This is a genomic window from Bacillus sp. DX4.1 (assembly GCF_030348195.1).
Taxonomy (GTDB): Bacteria; Bacillota; Bacilli; order Bacillales; family Bacillaceae_G; genus Bacillus_A.
This window is the reverse complement of the sequence record NZ_JAUCFT010000008.1, coordinates 3,547,821-3,563,571: the sequence shown is the minus strand read 5'-3', so window position 1 is coordinate 3,563,571 and position 15,751 is coordinate 3,547,821. Positions and strand designations below refer to the sequence as shown.

Sequence of the window (15,751 nt, the reverse complement as noted above, 5' to 3'; positions counted from 1 at the left end):
TATTTGTAAATTGTTGCAAGCGAGACTTTACACTGTGTAAAATGAACAAGAAAAGATTAATAGATAGATGGAAAGGGAATGATAGAATGATAGACGTTAGGAACTGGCGCTCATCAATGGTTAAGCGGCTGGTTATCATTGCTATTGCAATTTGCGCTATCGCAGTAGGGTTTTTCATGTTTCAATCCATTACGTCTCCTGCAAAAGCTGTAGCAAATCAAGAAAATCCGATCCAACTTGCTAGTGAGCAAACGAAAGTTAAAATGGATAAAACAGCACCGGTGAAATTTAATGGACAAGTGCGCAAGGTAGCCTACTTAACTTTTGATGATGGACCGAGTAAATTTCAAAAAGAAATTTTAGATATTTTAGAGAAAAATGAAATAAAGGGAACATTTTTCATGATTGGTAGAAACATTCCATCTCATAAAGACAGTGTAAAGCGTTTAGTAAAGGAAGGGCACTATCCTGGTGTTCATAGCATGACACATAATTATGCGAAACTTTATAAACAAGGACAGTTTGTTGAAGAGATGAAACAAGCACAAAACATAATGAAAGATGTTACCGGCATTCACCCTAAGCTTGTTCGCTGTCCATATGGAAGTATGCCAGGACTGAATCAAGCATTGCGTGATCAAATGGCAATGGTTGACATGAAAGAATGGGATTGGACAGTTGATTCATTGGACTGGAAATTACCCGGGGATCCGAATGGTATCGCACAAAATGTAGTTTCTCATGCACAAAAAGAACGCGAAATTATTTTAATGCATGAGAAGAAACAAACTGTGCAAGCATTACAAACAATTATTGATGATCTTAGCAAAAAAGGATATGAGTTTGAAGTATATGAGGAATCCGCTCATTTCCCTTTGAATTTTTGGCATGACGATCGTATATAAGTAGGAGGAATAGACGTTGAAATATAAAAAAATAGCACTTGTAACTGCTTTATCTATGACTTTATTAGCTGGTTGCTTTGGACCGAAACCAGAAGAAGAATTATATGTAGCATTTGAAAATGCTGCAAAGCAAGAAAAGCCGATGTTTGAAGATACAAAAAAACTAGAGACTTTAGAAAAACAAGGTCAAGAACTATACGCTCAAATTGTACAAGAAGGTAAAGACAACAATCAAGCTGTCAAGGAAAAGTTAGATCAGGCAGTGAAGAATACAGAAGAACGTGGAAAAGTAATGGATAAAGAAAAAGAAGCGTTGAATAAAGCGCAAGAAGAAATCAAATCAGTTGATGAACACGTAAAAAAAATCGAAGATAATAAGTTGAAACAACAAGCAAAAAAAGTGCAGAATGCCTATGAAAAACGACACGATTCGTTTAAGAAAATGTATGATGTCTATAGTAAATCATTAAAACTAGAAAAAGAATTGTACACAATGCTACAAGATAAAGATGCGAAATTAAAAGCAATTAGTGATAAAGTAAAAACAGTAAACCAATCTTATAAAGACATTGATACTGAAAAAGATAAATTCAATGAGTATACAAAATCGTATAATGCAGAAAAAGTAGCATTTTATAAACAAGCGAATATTAAAATAAAAGAAGAGAAAAAATAAAGCAGGTTTAGCCATTATGGCTAACCTGCTTTATTTTTTTGTATACGTACGTCGATACCAAGGGATGGGTTCACTTAATTTTTTTTCTTGTCTAAGTGCCTCAGCACCAATATAATCTTGAAGCGTCTTTTTTGCTGTTGCTAAAGATAGAGTTGTTTTGGGGTTTCGATAAGAAGAGTCGAGACTACCAAGATGTGAGAGGGTACGAAAATCATCTTTTGTCGGAGGAATATGAAAATAATAGTCACCTACTCGAACGAGAACATCGGATTGTTGCTGACTAAAACGAGGGTTTTTGGAAAAGTGTAACCCTTCTTTTATTGCTTTCTTTTCTATAATTAAACGTTCTAAAGCAGTCTTTTTTAACCAGTATAAATATTTAGGATTTGTAGCGGATTTTGCATGCCGATTCACAACGAAAATAGATTGAGCCAATCGATCAATAGATTGTTGTTTATAGGGATGAGACTGTGGGTGTGAAGGTTTCATAGTGAGACCCCCTTTCTAGTTTTCATTATTATAGCATAAATAAAAGTAGTTTTATTATATATAAAAAATGATTGTATGTATTTTCAATATTAAAGTAATATTGTTACAAAAAACAACTATTTTGTATAATAGTGATAGAAATGGTTTTGGGAATTCAATAATGAAAGAGTGAGAGCAATGAAAAATATATTGAAACAGCAATATGCCATTATTGACATCGGCTCAAATACAATGCGATTAGTTATTTATGAGAAACAAAACGGGGGATTTTATAAAGAAATTGAAAATACAAAGGTAGTTGCACGTTTAAGAAATTATTTAATAGATGGTGTACTAATAGAAGAAGGAATGGAGTTACTGCTTCAAACATTACTTCAATTTCAAGAAAGTACAAGGTTTCATGGATTACATAATGTGCTTTGCGTGGCGACAGCGACAATTCGACAAGCAAAAAATCAAGAGGAAATTAATAGGCTTGTGGAAGGGAAAACCGATTTTATACTTCGAATTTTATCGGAATATGAAGAAGCACGTTATGGCTACTTAGCGGTGATGAATTCAACCTCTTTTACAGAAGGTATTACAGTTGATATTGGGGGTGGAAGTACAGAGGTTACGTATTTTCGAAACCGAGAAATTGTAGAATATCATAGTTTTCCTTTTGGAGCGCTTTCCTTAAAACAACAATTTATTCATCATGAGACACCAACTACGGAAGAATTAGAGGAATTGAGAAAATATTTATGGTATCAATTTCAAGCGTTACCTTGGTTAAAGGATAAAAAGTTGCCCCTTATTGCGATTGGTGGAAGTGCACGAAACATGGTGAAAATTCATCAAAATTTAATTTCTTATCCAACAGCCGGATTGCATTTATATAAAATGAAAGAAGCTGACATTAAAGATGTACAAGAAGAACTGAGAGCGCTTCCTTTTACGGAATTACAAAAGTTAGATGGTTTAGCGAAAGATCGTGCAGATACAATTATTCCGGCAGTGGAAGTGTTTTCTACATTAACAACTATCGTACAAGCTCCTTCATTTATATTGAGCCGGAAAGGGTTACGAGAAGGGGTTTTCTATGAGGAGTTGACAAAGAATTTAGGTGTTTCTTATTATCCAAATGTAATTGAAGAGAGTTTGCACTTATTATCTCACGAATATGAAATGGATATGAGATTTGTTGTGCAACTGATTAAGCAGGGAACGTTAATTTGTAAAAAACTTGAAGAGTGCAAGGTTGTTTCTTTTACAGAGAAAGATTGGGATATATTATATCAAGCTGCAAAAGTATTTAATATTGGAAAATACATAGATGCAGAGGCAAGCCGTCTACATACATTCTATTTATTGGCGAATAAAACAATTGATGGCATGATGCATAAAGAACGTATCAGATTGGCGCTTATCGCATCTTATAAGTCAAAAATGTTATTTAAGCAGCATTTGAATCCGTTTGAAGGTTGGTTTGATAAAAATGAACAGAGAAAGATTCGGTTGTTAGGGGCAATTTTACAATTTTCTGCTGCTTTAAATGTAAGACATCGAGATCTTATCGAAGCGATTCAAGTAAAAAAAAATAAGGAGGGACTTGTATTTTACATTATGTGCGAACAATCGGCTTTAGCTGAAAAAGTACAAGCCGAAAAGCAGAAAAAACAACTTGAAAAAGCATTAAAGATGAACATCGAATTAGTATTTGAAATGAAATGTTAAGAAGTACGAACTTCTTTACAAAAATTTTACAGTTTAACAAATTGGAATTTGCTACAATAAATGTAATTAAATTATATTGAAAAAGTTTCAAGGGGAAGTGTGAAGAAAAATGGAAATGATCAAGGGGAATCTGGTGAATTTAAATGATACTGCTTACTACAATAACCGTGAATTAAGCTGGCTTGCTTTTAATGAACGCGTGTTGCAAGAAGCGCAAGATGAAAATAATCCGCTATTAGAAAGACTAAAGTTCATCAGTATCTTTAGTTCGAATTTAGATGAATTTTTTATGGTACGTGTTGCAGGCTTGAAAGATCAAGTAAAAGCGGGATTTAATCAACCAGAAAATAAGGCTGGATTAACATCAAAACAGCAGATTAATAAAATTGCTGTGAAGGCACATGAATTGATGAAGGTTCAGTATAATACATTCAAAAATACTGTGCTGCCAGCTTTGGAAGCTGAAGGAATTGAGCCGTTAACGTTTCATGATTTAACGAAAGAACAGCGTGAATTTATTGAAGAGTACTTCGATGAACAAATTTTCCCTGTACTAACACCCGTTGCAATTGATGCATACCGTCCGTTTCCGATGTTATTAAATAAAAGTTTAAATTTGGCTACCATTTTATATGATGAGGGACAAGCGGAAGAAGAAAATAGAACAAAACTTGGAATTGTTCAAGTTCCATCATTACTAGAACGTTTCATCTTCTTGCCGAGTGAAGATCAAAAGCAAAAATTTATTTTGCTAGAAGACGTAATTAGTAGTTTTACTCATAAGTTATTTACAGGATATGCGGTATCTTCTGTCACTCGTTTTCGTATTACGCGTAATGCTGATCTAACCATTCACGAAGAGGGAGCACGTGATTTATTAAAAGTTATTGAAAAAGAGTTAAAAAAACGTAAATGGGGAGCGGCTGTTCGTTTAGAAATTGGAAAAGAACATGTAGATGAGAGGGTTTTATCTTTACTATATGAAGTATTAGAAGTGAAAGATGAAGATGTATATCTAATGGATGGACCATTAGATTTAACATGTTTGTTTTCACTATATAAAAAATTGGCTCCTATATATGAACATCTCATTTATCCAGCTCTTATTCCACAGCCACCTCAAGATTTAGGTGATGAGGAAGACGTATTTGAAAAGGCAATCGAACATGATATTTTACTGCATCATCCGTTTGAATCTTTTCAGCCTGTGGTTGATTTCGTGCGTGATGCAGCGGATGATCCTAACGTATTGGCCATTAAACAAACGTTGTACCGTGTAAGTGGGGATTCTCCTGTTATACAAGCGTTAAAGATTGCTGCAGAAAAAGGGAAGCAAGTAACGGTTCTTGTTGAATTGAAAGCTCGTTTTGATGAAGAAAATAATGTTCATTGGGCAAAGGAACTAGAGCAGGCTGGTTGTCACGTTATTTATGGTGTTAGCCATTTGAAAACACATAGTAAAATTACACTTGTCGTGAGACGGAAGCATGGTGCGATTGAACGATTTGTCCACTTAGGTACAGGGAATTATAATGATGCTACTGCAAAACTATACACAGACTTTGGCTATATTACATCTCGAAAGGAGTTTGGAATTGATGCAACAAACTTCTTTAATTATTTAAGTGGTTATACGACAAAGCCACATTTTCATCATTTGTCAGTTGCTCCATTTGATATACGGAATCAGTTTATTGAATTAATTGATGAAGAGATGCGTTACCATAAACAGTACGGTAATGGACATATCATTGCCAAGATGAATTCCTTAACAGATAAACCACTCATTCAAAAGTTGTATGAGGCATCTCAAGCTGGGGTGAAAGTTGAACTAATTGTAAGGGGAACATGTTGTTTACGTCCTGGTATTGGAAATGTAAGTGAAAATATTCGTGTAATTAGTCTCGTTGGGCGTTATTTAGAGCATAGTCGCATTTATTATTTCCACCATAATGGAGAAGAAAAGGTCTACTTATCTTCTGCAGATTGGATGACACGGAACATGGAAAAACGCGTAGAAATTTCATTTCCAATTTTGGGAGTTGAAATGAAAGCTAGAATTAAAGCAATATTACAGCTTATTTTGGCAGATAATGTAAAAACGCGCGAGCAACGTAAAGATGGGGAATATTATTATGTAATAAGTGATGGTTCGCAAGAAATTGATAGCCAAGTGAAACTGTTTCAAATGGCTTATCAAAATACCGATGCAGAATAATGTGTGATGGTGTATGAAAGAGAAGTGGCACCCCCTTTCAAAATGATAAGGTGAACATCTCTTTATAGTAATGAATGAAAAAAGCCCCTTATGAAAAAAGCCTCTTATGAATAAGAGGCTTTTTTCATAGTTTTTGGTTTGTCTCAATCTAACGGCAGTAAACCCCTGCTAATAGAAGTTTTACTTTATATTAATAGTAATACGGTTGTTGGCAAGGACCTCCATAACAAGGATACGGTGTAGGCGGATATGGTGAAGGTGGGTATGGTGGATAGTAAGGTGGTCTAGGACCAAATGCCAATGCTCCGCCAATTAAACCACCAGCAAGTCCTGCTAAAAATGGAACACCGAAAAATGGTAAGAAGCGTGAGTCGCCTACTGGACCAATGGGTGCTGAACGAACTGGAAAGGGCTGAAGATATGGGTACATGTAACAACCTCCTTTATTGGACTCATTGTTATCATATGGGAAAAAGAGATGGATGAGCGAGTACAAGAAAGGATATAGTAGAAAATAGGCAGTTGTACGTTATGGGTGCTGAAGAGTAAAGACCGTAATTTCCGGTCTAGCCATAAAACGGAATGGAACTCGTGTCGTTCCAAGGCCACGATTTACATATAATAGTAGTGAATGTGCTTCCTGAATGTGATAAAAACTTTCAATGTAGTGCTTTGCAAGCGTTGGTGTAACAATTGCTCCGAAGAAAGGTAGTTGTACTTGTCCGCCATGACTATGTCCAGAAAGTTGGAGATTTACCGGGAAATTCGCAATTTTCGGCGCTATGTCAGGCTCGTGTACGAGTACGATTGTATACAGTTCCTTTTGTGCGTGTTGTAATGTCGCATCAATTTCTGGATTACCAAGAAGCATATCGTCAATTCCGAAAATAGAAATTTCACTATCGTCGAATAGGTGAATACGTTTTTCGGCATTTTGTAGTACTTCAAAACCTGCTTCTCTCATAATTTGACTATAGTATTCTGTTCCGTATCCACCGTGATCATGGTTTCCGTAGATTGCAAATTTTCCAAGAGGGGCACGAATGTTTCGTAAAATAGAAGAAACAAAAGGCGTTTCACTATATGTCTGATAATCATCGATTAAGTCACCGGTGAAAAATACAATATCCGGCTGTGTCTCATTTATTTTGGAAACGATTTTAGACAGCTGTTGGAGTGAAAAATAGTACCCTAAATGTAAATCACTAAATTGAACGATTTTCACGCCGTGAAAGTTTTTAGGAATGAGTGGAGAACGAAGGGAATGATGGGTAAAAGAAAGAAGGCGTGGTTCTATATATTTCGCATAGTAATAGCCTAAACCAGTTGTTGCACATGTGTAAAAGGATGTACGTATAGCCGATTTTATAAATTTCCTTCTTGTTAATCGATTCATATTCATATGAGAGAAACTATAAGAGAAAAATATAATGAGAAGTAAACTCTTATAGCGTCACTACAGCTCTCCTCTCCTTGTATTCACTTTTCTATATAAATACAAATTAAAAAACCGACATGAAACCCTTCTTTTTAGGTGGGAGAGAGCATCCGTTCATGTATAGAAGCGGTCAGATCCTTTTCCTGCCCCATGCCAAGTGAAAACAAAGGGAGAAAACGAGTGCACGTCACCTTTTGTTATCCATAGCCGCGGCTTATATGTCGAAAAATCAAAATGGATATATAGAGCATGTAAGGCTGTAAGCTTTTCGTGATGATAGGGAATGAAGAGAATGGCCACGAATGCTAGTTTTTGTTGTGTTTTTAAGATTCCATTACAAAGTTTCAAGTGTAAAATTGCTGTAAATAGGATAAAGAATCTATATTGAATAGTATCATTTTATTAAAAGATATCAGAAAAATTTAAAAATATAAAGATTTCTATTAAATAAAGTGATAAAATGAATACATATTCATTTTTGGGGAGGGGAAAACTTGAAAGAAAAAGTAGCGGTAATTACAGGTGGTTCAAGTGGAATGGGAAAAGGAATGGCAGCTCGTTTTGCAAAGGAAGGTGCGCGTGTTGTTATTACAGGACGTACGCTAGAGAGTCTAGATGAAGCAAGGAAAGAAATTGAGCAGTTTCCAGGACAAGTGTTAACTGTACAAATGGATGTTCGAAATATAGAAGATATTAAACGGATGATTGAACAGATTGATGAGAAATTTGGACGTATTGATATTTTAGTAAATAATGCAGCGGGTAATTTTGTTTGTCCTGCCGAAGACTTATCAATAAATGGATGGAATTCCGTTATTAATATTGTATTGAATGGAACGTTTTATTGTAGCCAAGCAGTAGGGAAGTATTGGATTGAAAAGGGAATAAAAGGGAATATCATTAATATGGTTGCGACATATGCATGGGATGCGGGACCTGGAGTGATTCATTCTGCAGCTGCTAAAGCCGGTGTGCTAGCAATGACAAAAACGCTTGCCGTTGAGTGGGGACGTAAATATGGCATTCGTGTCAATGCGATTGCTCCTGGTCCAATTGAACGAACTGGCGGTGCTGATAAATTGTGGACTTCAGAAGAGGCTGCAAAACGTACTTTACAAAGTGTCCCTCTCGGTCGTCTTGGTACACCGGAAGAAATTGCGGGCTTAGCTTATTATTTATGTTCCGATGAAGCTGCATATATAAATGGCACGTGTATGACAATGGATGGTGGACAGCATTTACATCAGTATCCATTCTAAAGGGATTATGTAAAATGTGACGGTTTTGTGACGTATGAAAGAAAAGTATTTACAAGAGGTGAGTTGTAAGGTATATTTAAGACCTCTTTTTTCTTCATAGTAGAATTGCTAATTCCCCTTAGCATTTTACCCCTCTAATCCCTTCAGGAGAACTGAAGGGATTTTTTATTATTTTTCTATACATATCATGTTATAATTTTTGAAAAGTAAAAGGAGGGAAACATTGTGGTAGATGCATTAGATGTAATGAGTAACTTGGATAAAGTCCTTCCTTACTATCAAGCTATTTTTAGTGCTGATGAACATACAATAATTGGATATGAGGTAGTAGGGCGTATCCAAACAGAGGATGGTTTACAAAGTCTGTCTTCTTTTTTTCATGACGATTCAATTCCAGGTGAGTTTCAACTAGAGGCGGATAATGTCATTGTAGAAAAAGCGTTGGAACGATATTTAGAAACAGATCAAAAGTTTTTATTGTTTATACATCGCAATGCGAATATATTAATGAATGATGAAGACGAAAGTTTACTTCATTTATTGTTAACGTATGAAAAGAAAGGGTTAAACCTACATCATATTGTATTAGAAATAACGGAGCATGATTGTATGGAAGACATAGAACAATTTAATCACTTACTTTTATATTACCGTACATATGGAATTCAAATTTCAATTAATAAAATCGGCACAGGTACAAGTAATCTTGAGCGTATTAGCGTACTAGCGCCTGACATCTTAAAAGTTGATTTAACGAATTTAAGGCAAACCGCACTTTTACAATCGTACCAAGATATTTTATATTCATTATCGCTCTTAGCAAGAAGAATTGGTGCAACATTATTATATGAAGAAATTGACGCTTTTTACCAGTTGCAATATGCGTGGAAAAATGGCGGAAGATATTACCAAGGGAATTATTTAAAAGAGTTTTTACCTGATTTTATAGAAGCTGACATTTTGAAAGAGCGTCTTCGAAATGAATGTCATCAATTTATTCAACATGAAAAGAAAAAACTTCAAAAAATTTATCAATTAACAGAAACATTGCGGGATCATGTAGGAAATGTGCTGTCTAAACATAAAAAAATTGATAATTTTAATAATTGGCTATTAAATTTTAGTCAACAAGTATCACATTATAGCTTTCGAATTTTTATTTGTAACGAAGATGGATTTCAGCAATCAGGAAATATCATGAAACAAAATGGTAAATGGGTTTTAATGCCGGAGTATTATATGAAAAATTGGAGCTGGCGTCCCTATTTTTTAGAAAATATAATGAAAATGCGTTTTGAAAATAAAGCAAGGCTTTCTGATTTATATGCAGATATAGAAACTGGAGAAATGGTACGAACATTTTCCTTTCCGATTGATGATGAACATTTCTTATTCATTGATTTGTCTTATGAATTTTTATACGAAGAAGATGTTTTATTTTAATGCGCGAAGCGATTCGTGCATTTTTTTTGTTTTTTTTATCATAAATTGGTAATAGTGAGAAAGATGGCAAAAATGCTGTCTATCATTGTAAAGATTTTACGAACGAAACATCCCCTTTCTTTGCATAATCATTGTTACAATGAATACTACAAAGACAAGCTTTTTAAAGGAAGGTGAAAGAATGAAAAAATATGGAATTTGGTTTGTACTATTTTTATGTGTTACCTTTCTAGTTGGATATAGTGTTACAACGGTTCTCGGTAAGGAAGAAACAAAAGTGGATCGAAAAGAAGTATTTACAACAATTCAAAAAGGATATGAGGTACAATTTTCAATTCGGGGAAAACATTTATCAACGAGTAAAATGATTGATACACTTTCACCATATTTTACAGATAATTTCCTTCAAGTCTTTACAGATGAAAACAGTCTTGATACAAAACAAAGTGGTGAATATTTATTGCCTACAAAAGAAGCTCCTTTTTCTTTTACTTCTCAAACAAAACTAGTATATGACGAAGAACACCGTATTTTATACGTATATGAACGGACGAAGAATGAGCAATATCAAATTATTATGTTACAAAAAGATGCAGGTAAGTGGAAATTAGCTGGTTATCATGAGAACCAGCAACTTTTGACAGAAATGAAAAAATTACAAGAATTGCAAGAATAGGAATAGGTGTAAAATCGCCTATTCCTGTTCCAGGTTTAATAGCTGTTGTAACTTTTCAATTTGAAAACCAGCGATAACTTCTCCACCAATGACAACAGTGGGTGTTGAATAGGAGTCATAATCATGTAAAAGGCGGTTGCGAGCGGCAGCGTCTTTTTTTACGTCAAATTCTTCGAATGTTACGTTATTATGTTTTAAAAATTCTTTTACAATTACACATGGCGGACAATCCGGCTGTGTATAAACCTCTATTTTTTTCATCATAAAGCCTCCTCTATTTCTGCTTTTTATTATATTCTGCAGCTATAAAAACTGCAATAAAGTTCAACTAATCGGATTTATCCTCCACCTATTTTTTACACTTGTTTAAATCTTAAGGTAGGGTTTTACTACTTGTTAATGCGGAATAAAGAAAGATAAAGATTTTCTTTCGGGGTTTTACACCTTTTTTCGACAAATTTTAGTTGAGTTTCTGGCCAAGAACCTTTATCCTAGAGTGTGGAACATTTTTTCTGTTATGACGGATAGAATGAGTATAGCTGTAAAACCTATTGGTAGGCAGATTAGAGAAAGGGGAGATTTCATGTCTCTACTCCAAGGAATTTTAACTCGTCTTGTTAGTCTACAAGAACAAGCTGAAAGCGGTGAAGTAGCACAACGCTATTTTGAAGTGAACGGTGAACGCAAATGTAGCGTAAAATATTTTGATAAAAGTGATATGTATGAGTTGGAAGTGTATCAACAAGGTGAAAAACCACAAGTGTATCAATTTGATAACATTGACATGGTTGCGATCGAGATTTACGATATTATTTCTTGATACATACGAAGAAGGTACCGCTAGGGCGGTACCTTCTTTTTTATAGGCAGTAAAATTGCAACTTAAAGGTTAGAGAATTAGATGTATAAGATTTTTTTGTTATTCCTACACTGGTATAAAGTGAAACTTTGATTAGTGGAAGGTCTTCATCTCCTGCTGATCATTAGCCCTCACCCATCGGGCTTTTACGGGCAGTTTATCCCCCGCCTAACTTCTTTGCTTCTTGCAGAACTTTGAGGTGGGGGTATTATTGCCCGCGAATAGCAGGATAAAAAGGAGAAAGGAAAGTGGGAAAATGGAGAAATTACCGATTGTTGTTTGTCCAAAATGTCATACGTCATCTGAAATTGTGCATGTATTAACTGCTCAATCTAACCAAAATGTTATTTATACATGTCCATCATGCAAGTATTACATTCGAAATATAGAAACGAATAAAGGATAATGAAGTCATAATTTGCTCTTTTGTCCCATACATTGAGAATACAAAAAGTCTGTCTAATTGAAGGGACGTGACTGTATGAACGGAGAGCACCGATTTGATAATCTATCCGAGCAGCATATGGATTTTGAAAGAGTTTTTACGCATATTTGTAAATTTATTGAAAGAGATCCGCGCAATTTATATCGACTATCTATCGGGACAGACTCACAAGCACACAAAAAAGATACTCGCTTTATTACAGCAATCCATCTTCATCGTGTTGGGAAAGGGGCGTGGGGATGTTTACGACAAAAAGTAATATATAAAAAGCCACCTACTTTACGTGAAAAAATATATTTAGAAACGCAGTTTAGCCAAGAGGTTGCATGTTTGTTTACACCAGATCATATAAGGCAGATATGGGATTTACTACATCCATATGGTCATGAAGGTGCTGGATTTGTAATGGAAATTCACTTAGATATCGGAAATAATGGATTAACAAAAGAATTTATTTTGGATATGACAATGAAGGTGAGAGCGATGGGATTAACGGCAAAAATTAAACCAGATGCTTATGCTGCTTTTAGTTATGCAAATCGCTATACAAAATAAAATAATACTGAATTTTTCATCTATTAAATAAAGAAAATGTTTTATATAATAAATAATAAGGAAAAGGGAATAAGGAGAGGAGCATATGAAAAAGGAAGTTGGTTTAACAAAAGAAGAACAAAATATACTGTTAGACGTTTTATTTGGTCAAAATTACGCTAGTGAAATTCTTGCTGCTGAGATTACGGATATTGAAACGGGTTTAAAAAGAGTAGACATTTCCCAATATAAACAAATGACAAGATTATTTAACCGTTTGAAAAATGAAGGGTACTAAGCGCTACCAGAAAGGTAGTCTTTTTTTTTGTTTCTATGGTAAAATAACTGAGTGTCTTTATTTTTTTTATATAAAAAAATAAAGACAAAATAATAATGTGAAAACGCTATCATATGATGTGAATAGAAGTGGGAAATAAAGTGTAACTTTCAATACTGGAGAGGATTGGCCGAAATAATAAGATTTTTATGGATTGTTACGCCTTTAGACGTATTGGAACAGATTGAAAGTGGATTTAGATTCAAAGCAGTGATAAAACATGAAATGTATATCAGAAACCATGTAAGCAGGAAAAAAGGGATAAAAGTGGGGGATTTAATATGATTAGTATTCCAAAAGAAGAATTTCAACAAGTGCTTGTAAAAGATTTAATAATTTCGTCTGAAAAAGTAGCACATGTTCAAATTGGAAATAGCTTAGAGCATGCTTTGCTTGTTCTTGTAAAGTCTGGATATTCTGCGATTCCTGTTTTGGATTCAATGTACAAGTTACATGGATTAGTTAGCACTGCGATGATTTTGGATGGAATTTTAGGATTAGAACGCATTGAATTTGAAAAGCTGGAGGATATGAAAGTCGAGCATGTTATGAAGGATGATATTCCGCGTCTTCAGCTAGATGATTCATTTGCGAAAGCATTAGAAATGACAATTGATCATCCGTTTATTTGTGCGGAAAACGATGAAGGGTATTTTGAAGGCATTTTAACAAGGCGTGCGATTTTAAAACTGTTAAATAAAAAAGTGCGACAATATAATCGCTAAAGGAGTGTGAGCGACTTCGAGGGAAAAAGTGAAGTCGCTTTTTTATCATGTAACTTTGTTTTGATAAAATACATAATGACTTTGACACTTTACAGGGTGTAAAAAAGCAGTAATGGATAAAATTATAGTGGATTTGTAAGTAAATAAAAATTCCATTTATTCCGCTATTTGCGGGCTAATGATTAGTGAAGGGGAGAACACCCCACTGATTAAAGTTTCACTTTATCAAGAGTTCTTAAAAGTGGTAACATAGATGTCGCATTTTTTTGAACAGTACATATATATTGAGGTTAGATGGTTACATGTGAGATAGGAAAGAGGGAGAAAGTTGCAAATTGATGATTTTCAAATGATGGTTGTTTTAGCACAGGAATCCAATATGAGAAAAGCTGCGGAGCGTCTGTTTGTTTCACAGCCAGCGTTAAGTCAACGCTTACAATCAATGGAAAAACAATGGGGAATGAAATTCTTTATTCGCTCGCAAAAAGGGTTAACAATTACACCTGAAGGAGAGAAAGTAGCCAATTATGCGAAAGATATGCTGCAAAGGGAAGAAGCGATCAAGAGTGAATTGGCGGTATTTCACACGGAAACATACGGTACTTTAAAGTTAGCTGTCGCTTCTGTTATTGGTCAATACTGGTTACCACCTGTTTTAAAGAGGTTTGTACAAAAGTACCCATTCGTAAAAATCTCTTTATTTACAGGCTGGAGTAGTGAAGTGCAAAAGCATTTTTATGAAGGGGATGTCCATGTAGCCATTTTGCGAGGGACACAAGAGTATAAAGGATATAAACAGCAATTATTTGAAGATGAGCTATATTTAGTTGATACGGATATTAAAGATATTTCCATGTTAAAAGATACAAATAAACCATTCATTCAATTTAAAAGTGATTCGACATATTATGGACAAATACAAAATTGGTGGTATGGTTTGTTTTCTAACCCCCCAAAACGAACGATTGTTGTCGATCAAATTGAAACATGTAAGCAGCTTGTTTTAAATGGGATTGGTTATGCACTTTTACCGTCTACTGTTTTAAAAGAAGTGAGAGAAAAGACATATAAAACACCGGTACAATTGACGCGCGAAACGTGGTTATTGACAAGTGAGTCAGCGAGGCAACTAAAACAAGTGCAAGCATTTTTAGAAATTATCGAAGAAATTCAAGCCCAAAAATAAGATTATTATCTTGCGGGGAGCTCTTGCGTTTGGTAGAGTAACATTATAAATGGATTTAGGAGGCAACAAGCATGAAAATGATGGATGCAAACGAAATTATTTCGTTTATTCAAAAAAGCGAGAAGAAAACTCCTGTAAAGGTATACATAAAAGGGGATTTAAAAGAAATTACATTCCCGGAAACAGTACAAGCTTTTGTAAATAAAAAATCAGGTGTATTATTTGGAGAATGGTCTGAAATTAAGGCACTTCTTGAAGAAAATAAAAAGCACGTTGTAGATTACGTTGTAGAAAATGATCGTCGTAACTCTGCAATTCCAATGCTCGACTTAAAAGGTATTACAGCACGTATTGAACCAGGTGCAATTATTCGTGACCATGTTGAAATTGGTGACAATGCAGTTATTATGATGAATGCAACAATTAACATTGGTGCTGTAATCGGTGAAGGTTCTATGATTGATATGAATGCAGTACTTGGTGGACGTGCTACAGTAGGTAAAAACTGTCACGTTGGTGCTGGAGCTGTCCTTGCAGGTGTTATCGAACCACCTTCTGCAAAACCAGTTATCGTTGAAGATGATGTTGTAATTGGTGCGAATGTAGTTGTTTTAGAAGGTGTTACAGTAGGTAAAGGTGCAGTTGTTGCAGCGGGTGCAGTTGTAACAGAAGACGTGCCACCATACACAGTTGTTGCAGGAACACCAGCACGTGTTATTAAAGAAATTGATGAAAAAACAAAAGCAAAAACAGAAATTAAACAAGAGCTTCGTCAATTAAACCCAGAAAAATAAAAACAGAAAGCGTAAGGGCAAATTCGCTCTTACGCTTTTTTATAAATGGTG

The 15,751-nt window shown here is 34.8% G+C and carries 18 protein-coding genes; 14 read left to right on the top strand and 4 right to left on the bottom strand.

The features are described from left to right. Positions 1 to 86: 86 nt before the first annotated feature. Positions 87 to 905 carry a peptidoglycan-N-acetylglucosamine deacetylase gene (locus QUF99_RS21025; protein ID WP_289372563.1) on the top strand — a complete coding sequence of 273 codons (819 nt, stop codon included), beginning with the start codon at positions 87 to 89 and terminating at the stop codon, positions 903 to 905. Between the two features lie 55 nt (positions 906 to 960). After that, positions 961 to 1,581, top strand: coding sequence for a YkyA family protein (locus QUF99_RS21020; protein ID WP_289374724.1), 621 nt, complete (start codon positions 961 to 963; stop codon positions 1,579 to 1,581). 30 nt (positions 1,582 to 1,611) lie between these two features. Here the strand turns inward: QUF99_RS21020 and QUF99_RS21015 are convergent, their stop codons facing one another. Then, on the bottom strand, positions 1,612 to 2,070 hold the full coding sequence (locus QUF99_RS21015) for a YkyB family protein (protein WP_289372561.1): 459 nt from the start codon (positions 2,068 to 2,070) through the stop codon (positions 1,612 to 1,614). 177 nt (positions 2,071 to 2,247) lie between these two features. Here QUF99_RS21015 and QUF99_RS21010 point away from each other — a divergent pair, with 177 nt between their 5' ends. Both QUF99_RS21010 and QUF99_RS21005 read left to right on the top strand, forming a co-directional pair. Beyond that, positions 2,248 to 3,786 carry a Ppx/GppA family phosphatase gene (locus QUF99_RS21010; RefSeq protein WP_289372559.1) on the top strand — a complete coding sequence of 513 codons (1,539 nt, stop codon included), beginning with the start codon at positions 2,248 to 2,250 and terminating at the stop codon, positions 3,784 to 3,786. A 109-nt stretch (positions 3,787 to 3,895) separates the two neighbouring features. After that, complete coding sequence (locus QUF99_RS21005) at positions 3,896 to 6,004, top strand: RNA degradosome polyphosphate kinase (protein ID WP_289372557.1); 2,109 nt, start codon at positions 3,896 to 3,898, stop codon at positions 6,002 to 6,004. A 190-nt stretch (positions 6,005 to 6,194) separates the two neighbouring features. On the opposite strand, the gene QUF99_RS21000 is transcribed toward QUF99_RS21005, so the two are convergent. Further along, entirely contained in the window at positions 6,195 to 6,434 is a 240-nt protein-coding gene (locus QUF99_RS21000; protein WP_289372555.1) for a hypothetical protein, read from the bottom strand. Between the two features lie 99 nt (positions 6,435 to 6,533). Continuing rightward, on the bottom strand, positions 6,534 to 7,400 hold the full coding sequence (locus tag QUF99_RS20995; RefSeq protein WP_289374723.1) for a metallophosphoesterase: 867 nt from the start codon (positions 7,398 to 7,400) through the stop codon (positions 6,534 to 6,536). A 536-nt stretch (positions 7,401 to 7,936) separates the two neighbouring features. Here QUF99_RS20995 and fadH point away from each other — a divergent pair. The 3 genes from fadH (at position 7,937) to QUF99_RS20980 (ending at position 10,820) form a co-directional block, all read left to right on the top strand. Continuing rightward, a complete protein-coding gene (fadH, locus tag QUF99_RS20990) occupies positions 7,937 to 8,701 on the top strand; it encodes a 2,4-dienoyl-CoA reductase (RefSeq protein ID WP_289372553.1) in 765 nt (254 codons plus the stop codon). A gap of 225 nt (positions 8,702 to 8,926) precedes the next feature. After that, positions 8,927 to 10,144 (top strand): EAL domain-containing protein, encoded by a 1,218-nt coding sequence (locus tag QUF99_RS20985; RefSeq protein ID WP_289372551.1) that lies wholly within the window; start codon positions 8,927 to 8,929, stop codon positions 10,142 to 10,144. A 181-nt stretch (positions 10,145 to 10,325) separates the two neighbouring features. Continuing rightward, positions 10,326 to 10,820 (top strand): DUF3993 domain-containing protein, encoded by a 495-nt coding sequence (locus QUF99_RS20980; protein WP_289372549.1) that lies wholly within the window; start codon positions 10,326 to 10,328, stop codon positions 10,818 to 10,820. A gap of 18 nt (positions 10,821 to 10,838) precedes the next feature. On the opposite strand, the gene QUF99_RS20975 is transcribed toward QUF99_RS20980, so the two are convergent. Further along, positions 10,839 to 11,081 carry a glutaredoxin family protein gene (locus QUF99_RS20975; protein WP_289372547.1) on the bottom strand — a complete coding sequence of 81 codons (243 nt, stop codon included), beginning with the start codon at positions 11,079 to 11,081 and terminating at the stop codon, positions 10,839 to 10,841. A gap of 322 nt (positions 11,082 to 11,403) precedes the next feature. On the opposite strand from QUF99_RS20975, the gene QUF99_RS20970 reads away from it, so the two are divergent. From QUF99_RS20970 to dapD, 7 genes are all read left to right on the top strand, one after another. After that, positions 11,404 to 11,640 (top strand): YkuJ family protein, encoded by a 237-nt coding sequence (locus QUF99_RS20970; RefSeq protein WP_286121676.1) that lies wholly within the window; start codon positions 11,404 to 11,406, stop codon positions 11,638 to 11,640. Between the two features lie 295 nt (positions 11,641 to 11,935). Next, the gene (locus tag QUF99_RS20965; RefSeq protein WP_286121675.1) at positions 11,936 to 12,085 is read left to right on the top strand and encodes a hypothetical protein; all 150 of its coding nucleotides are present in this window, start codon (positions 11,936 to 11,938) and stop codon (positions 12,083 to 12,085) included. 75 nt (positions 12,086 to 12,160) lie between these two features. After that, positions 12,161 to 12,679 (top strand): ribonuclease H-like YkuK family protein, encoded by a 519-nt coding sequence (locus QUF99_RS20960; protein ID WP_289372545.1) that lies wholly within the window; start codon positions 12,161 to 12,163, stop codon positions 12,677 to 12,679. A gap of 85 nt (positions 12,680 to 12,764) precedes the next feature. Next, positions 12,765 to 12,956, top strand: a complete 192-nt coding sequence (gene abbA, locus QUF99_RS20955) for an antirepressor AbbA (RefSeq protein ID WP_289372543.1) — start codon at positions 12,765 to 12,767, stop codon at positions 12,954 to 12,956. A gap of 320 nt (positions 12,957 to 13,276) precedes the next feature. Further along, a complete protein-coding gene (cbpB, locus tag QUF99_RS20950; RefSeq protein ID WP_289372542.1) occupies positions 13,277 to 13,720 on the top strand; it encodes a cyclic-di-AMP-binding protein CbpB in 444 nt (147 codons plus the stop codon). A 328-nt stretch (positions 13,721 to 14,048) separates the two neighbouring features. Further along, positions 14,049 to 14,906: a transcriptional regulator CcpC gene (locus tag QUF99_RS20945; RefSeq protein ID WP_289372540.1), complete on the top strand. Its 858-nt coding sequence runs from the start codon at positions 14,049 to 14,051 to the stop codon at positions 14,904 to 14,906. Between the two features lie 71 nt (positions 14,907 to 14,977). Beyond that, positions 14,978 to 15,700 carry a 2,3,4,5-tetrahydropyridine-2,6-dicarboxylate N-acetyltransferase gene (gene dapD / locus QUF99_RS20940; RefSeq protein ID WP_289372538.1) on the top strand — a complete coding sequence of 241 codons (723 nt, stop codon included), beginning with the start codon at positions 14,978 to 14,980 and terminating at the stop codon, positions 15,698 to 15,700. The last annotated feature ends 51 nt before the right edge of the window (positions 15,701 to 15,751 follow it).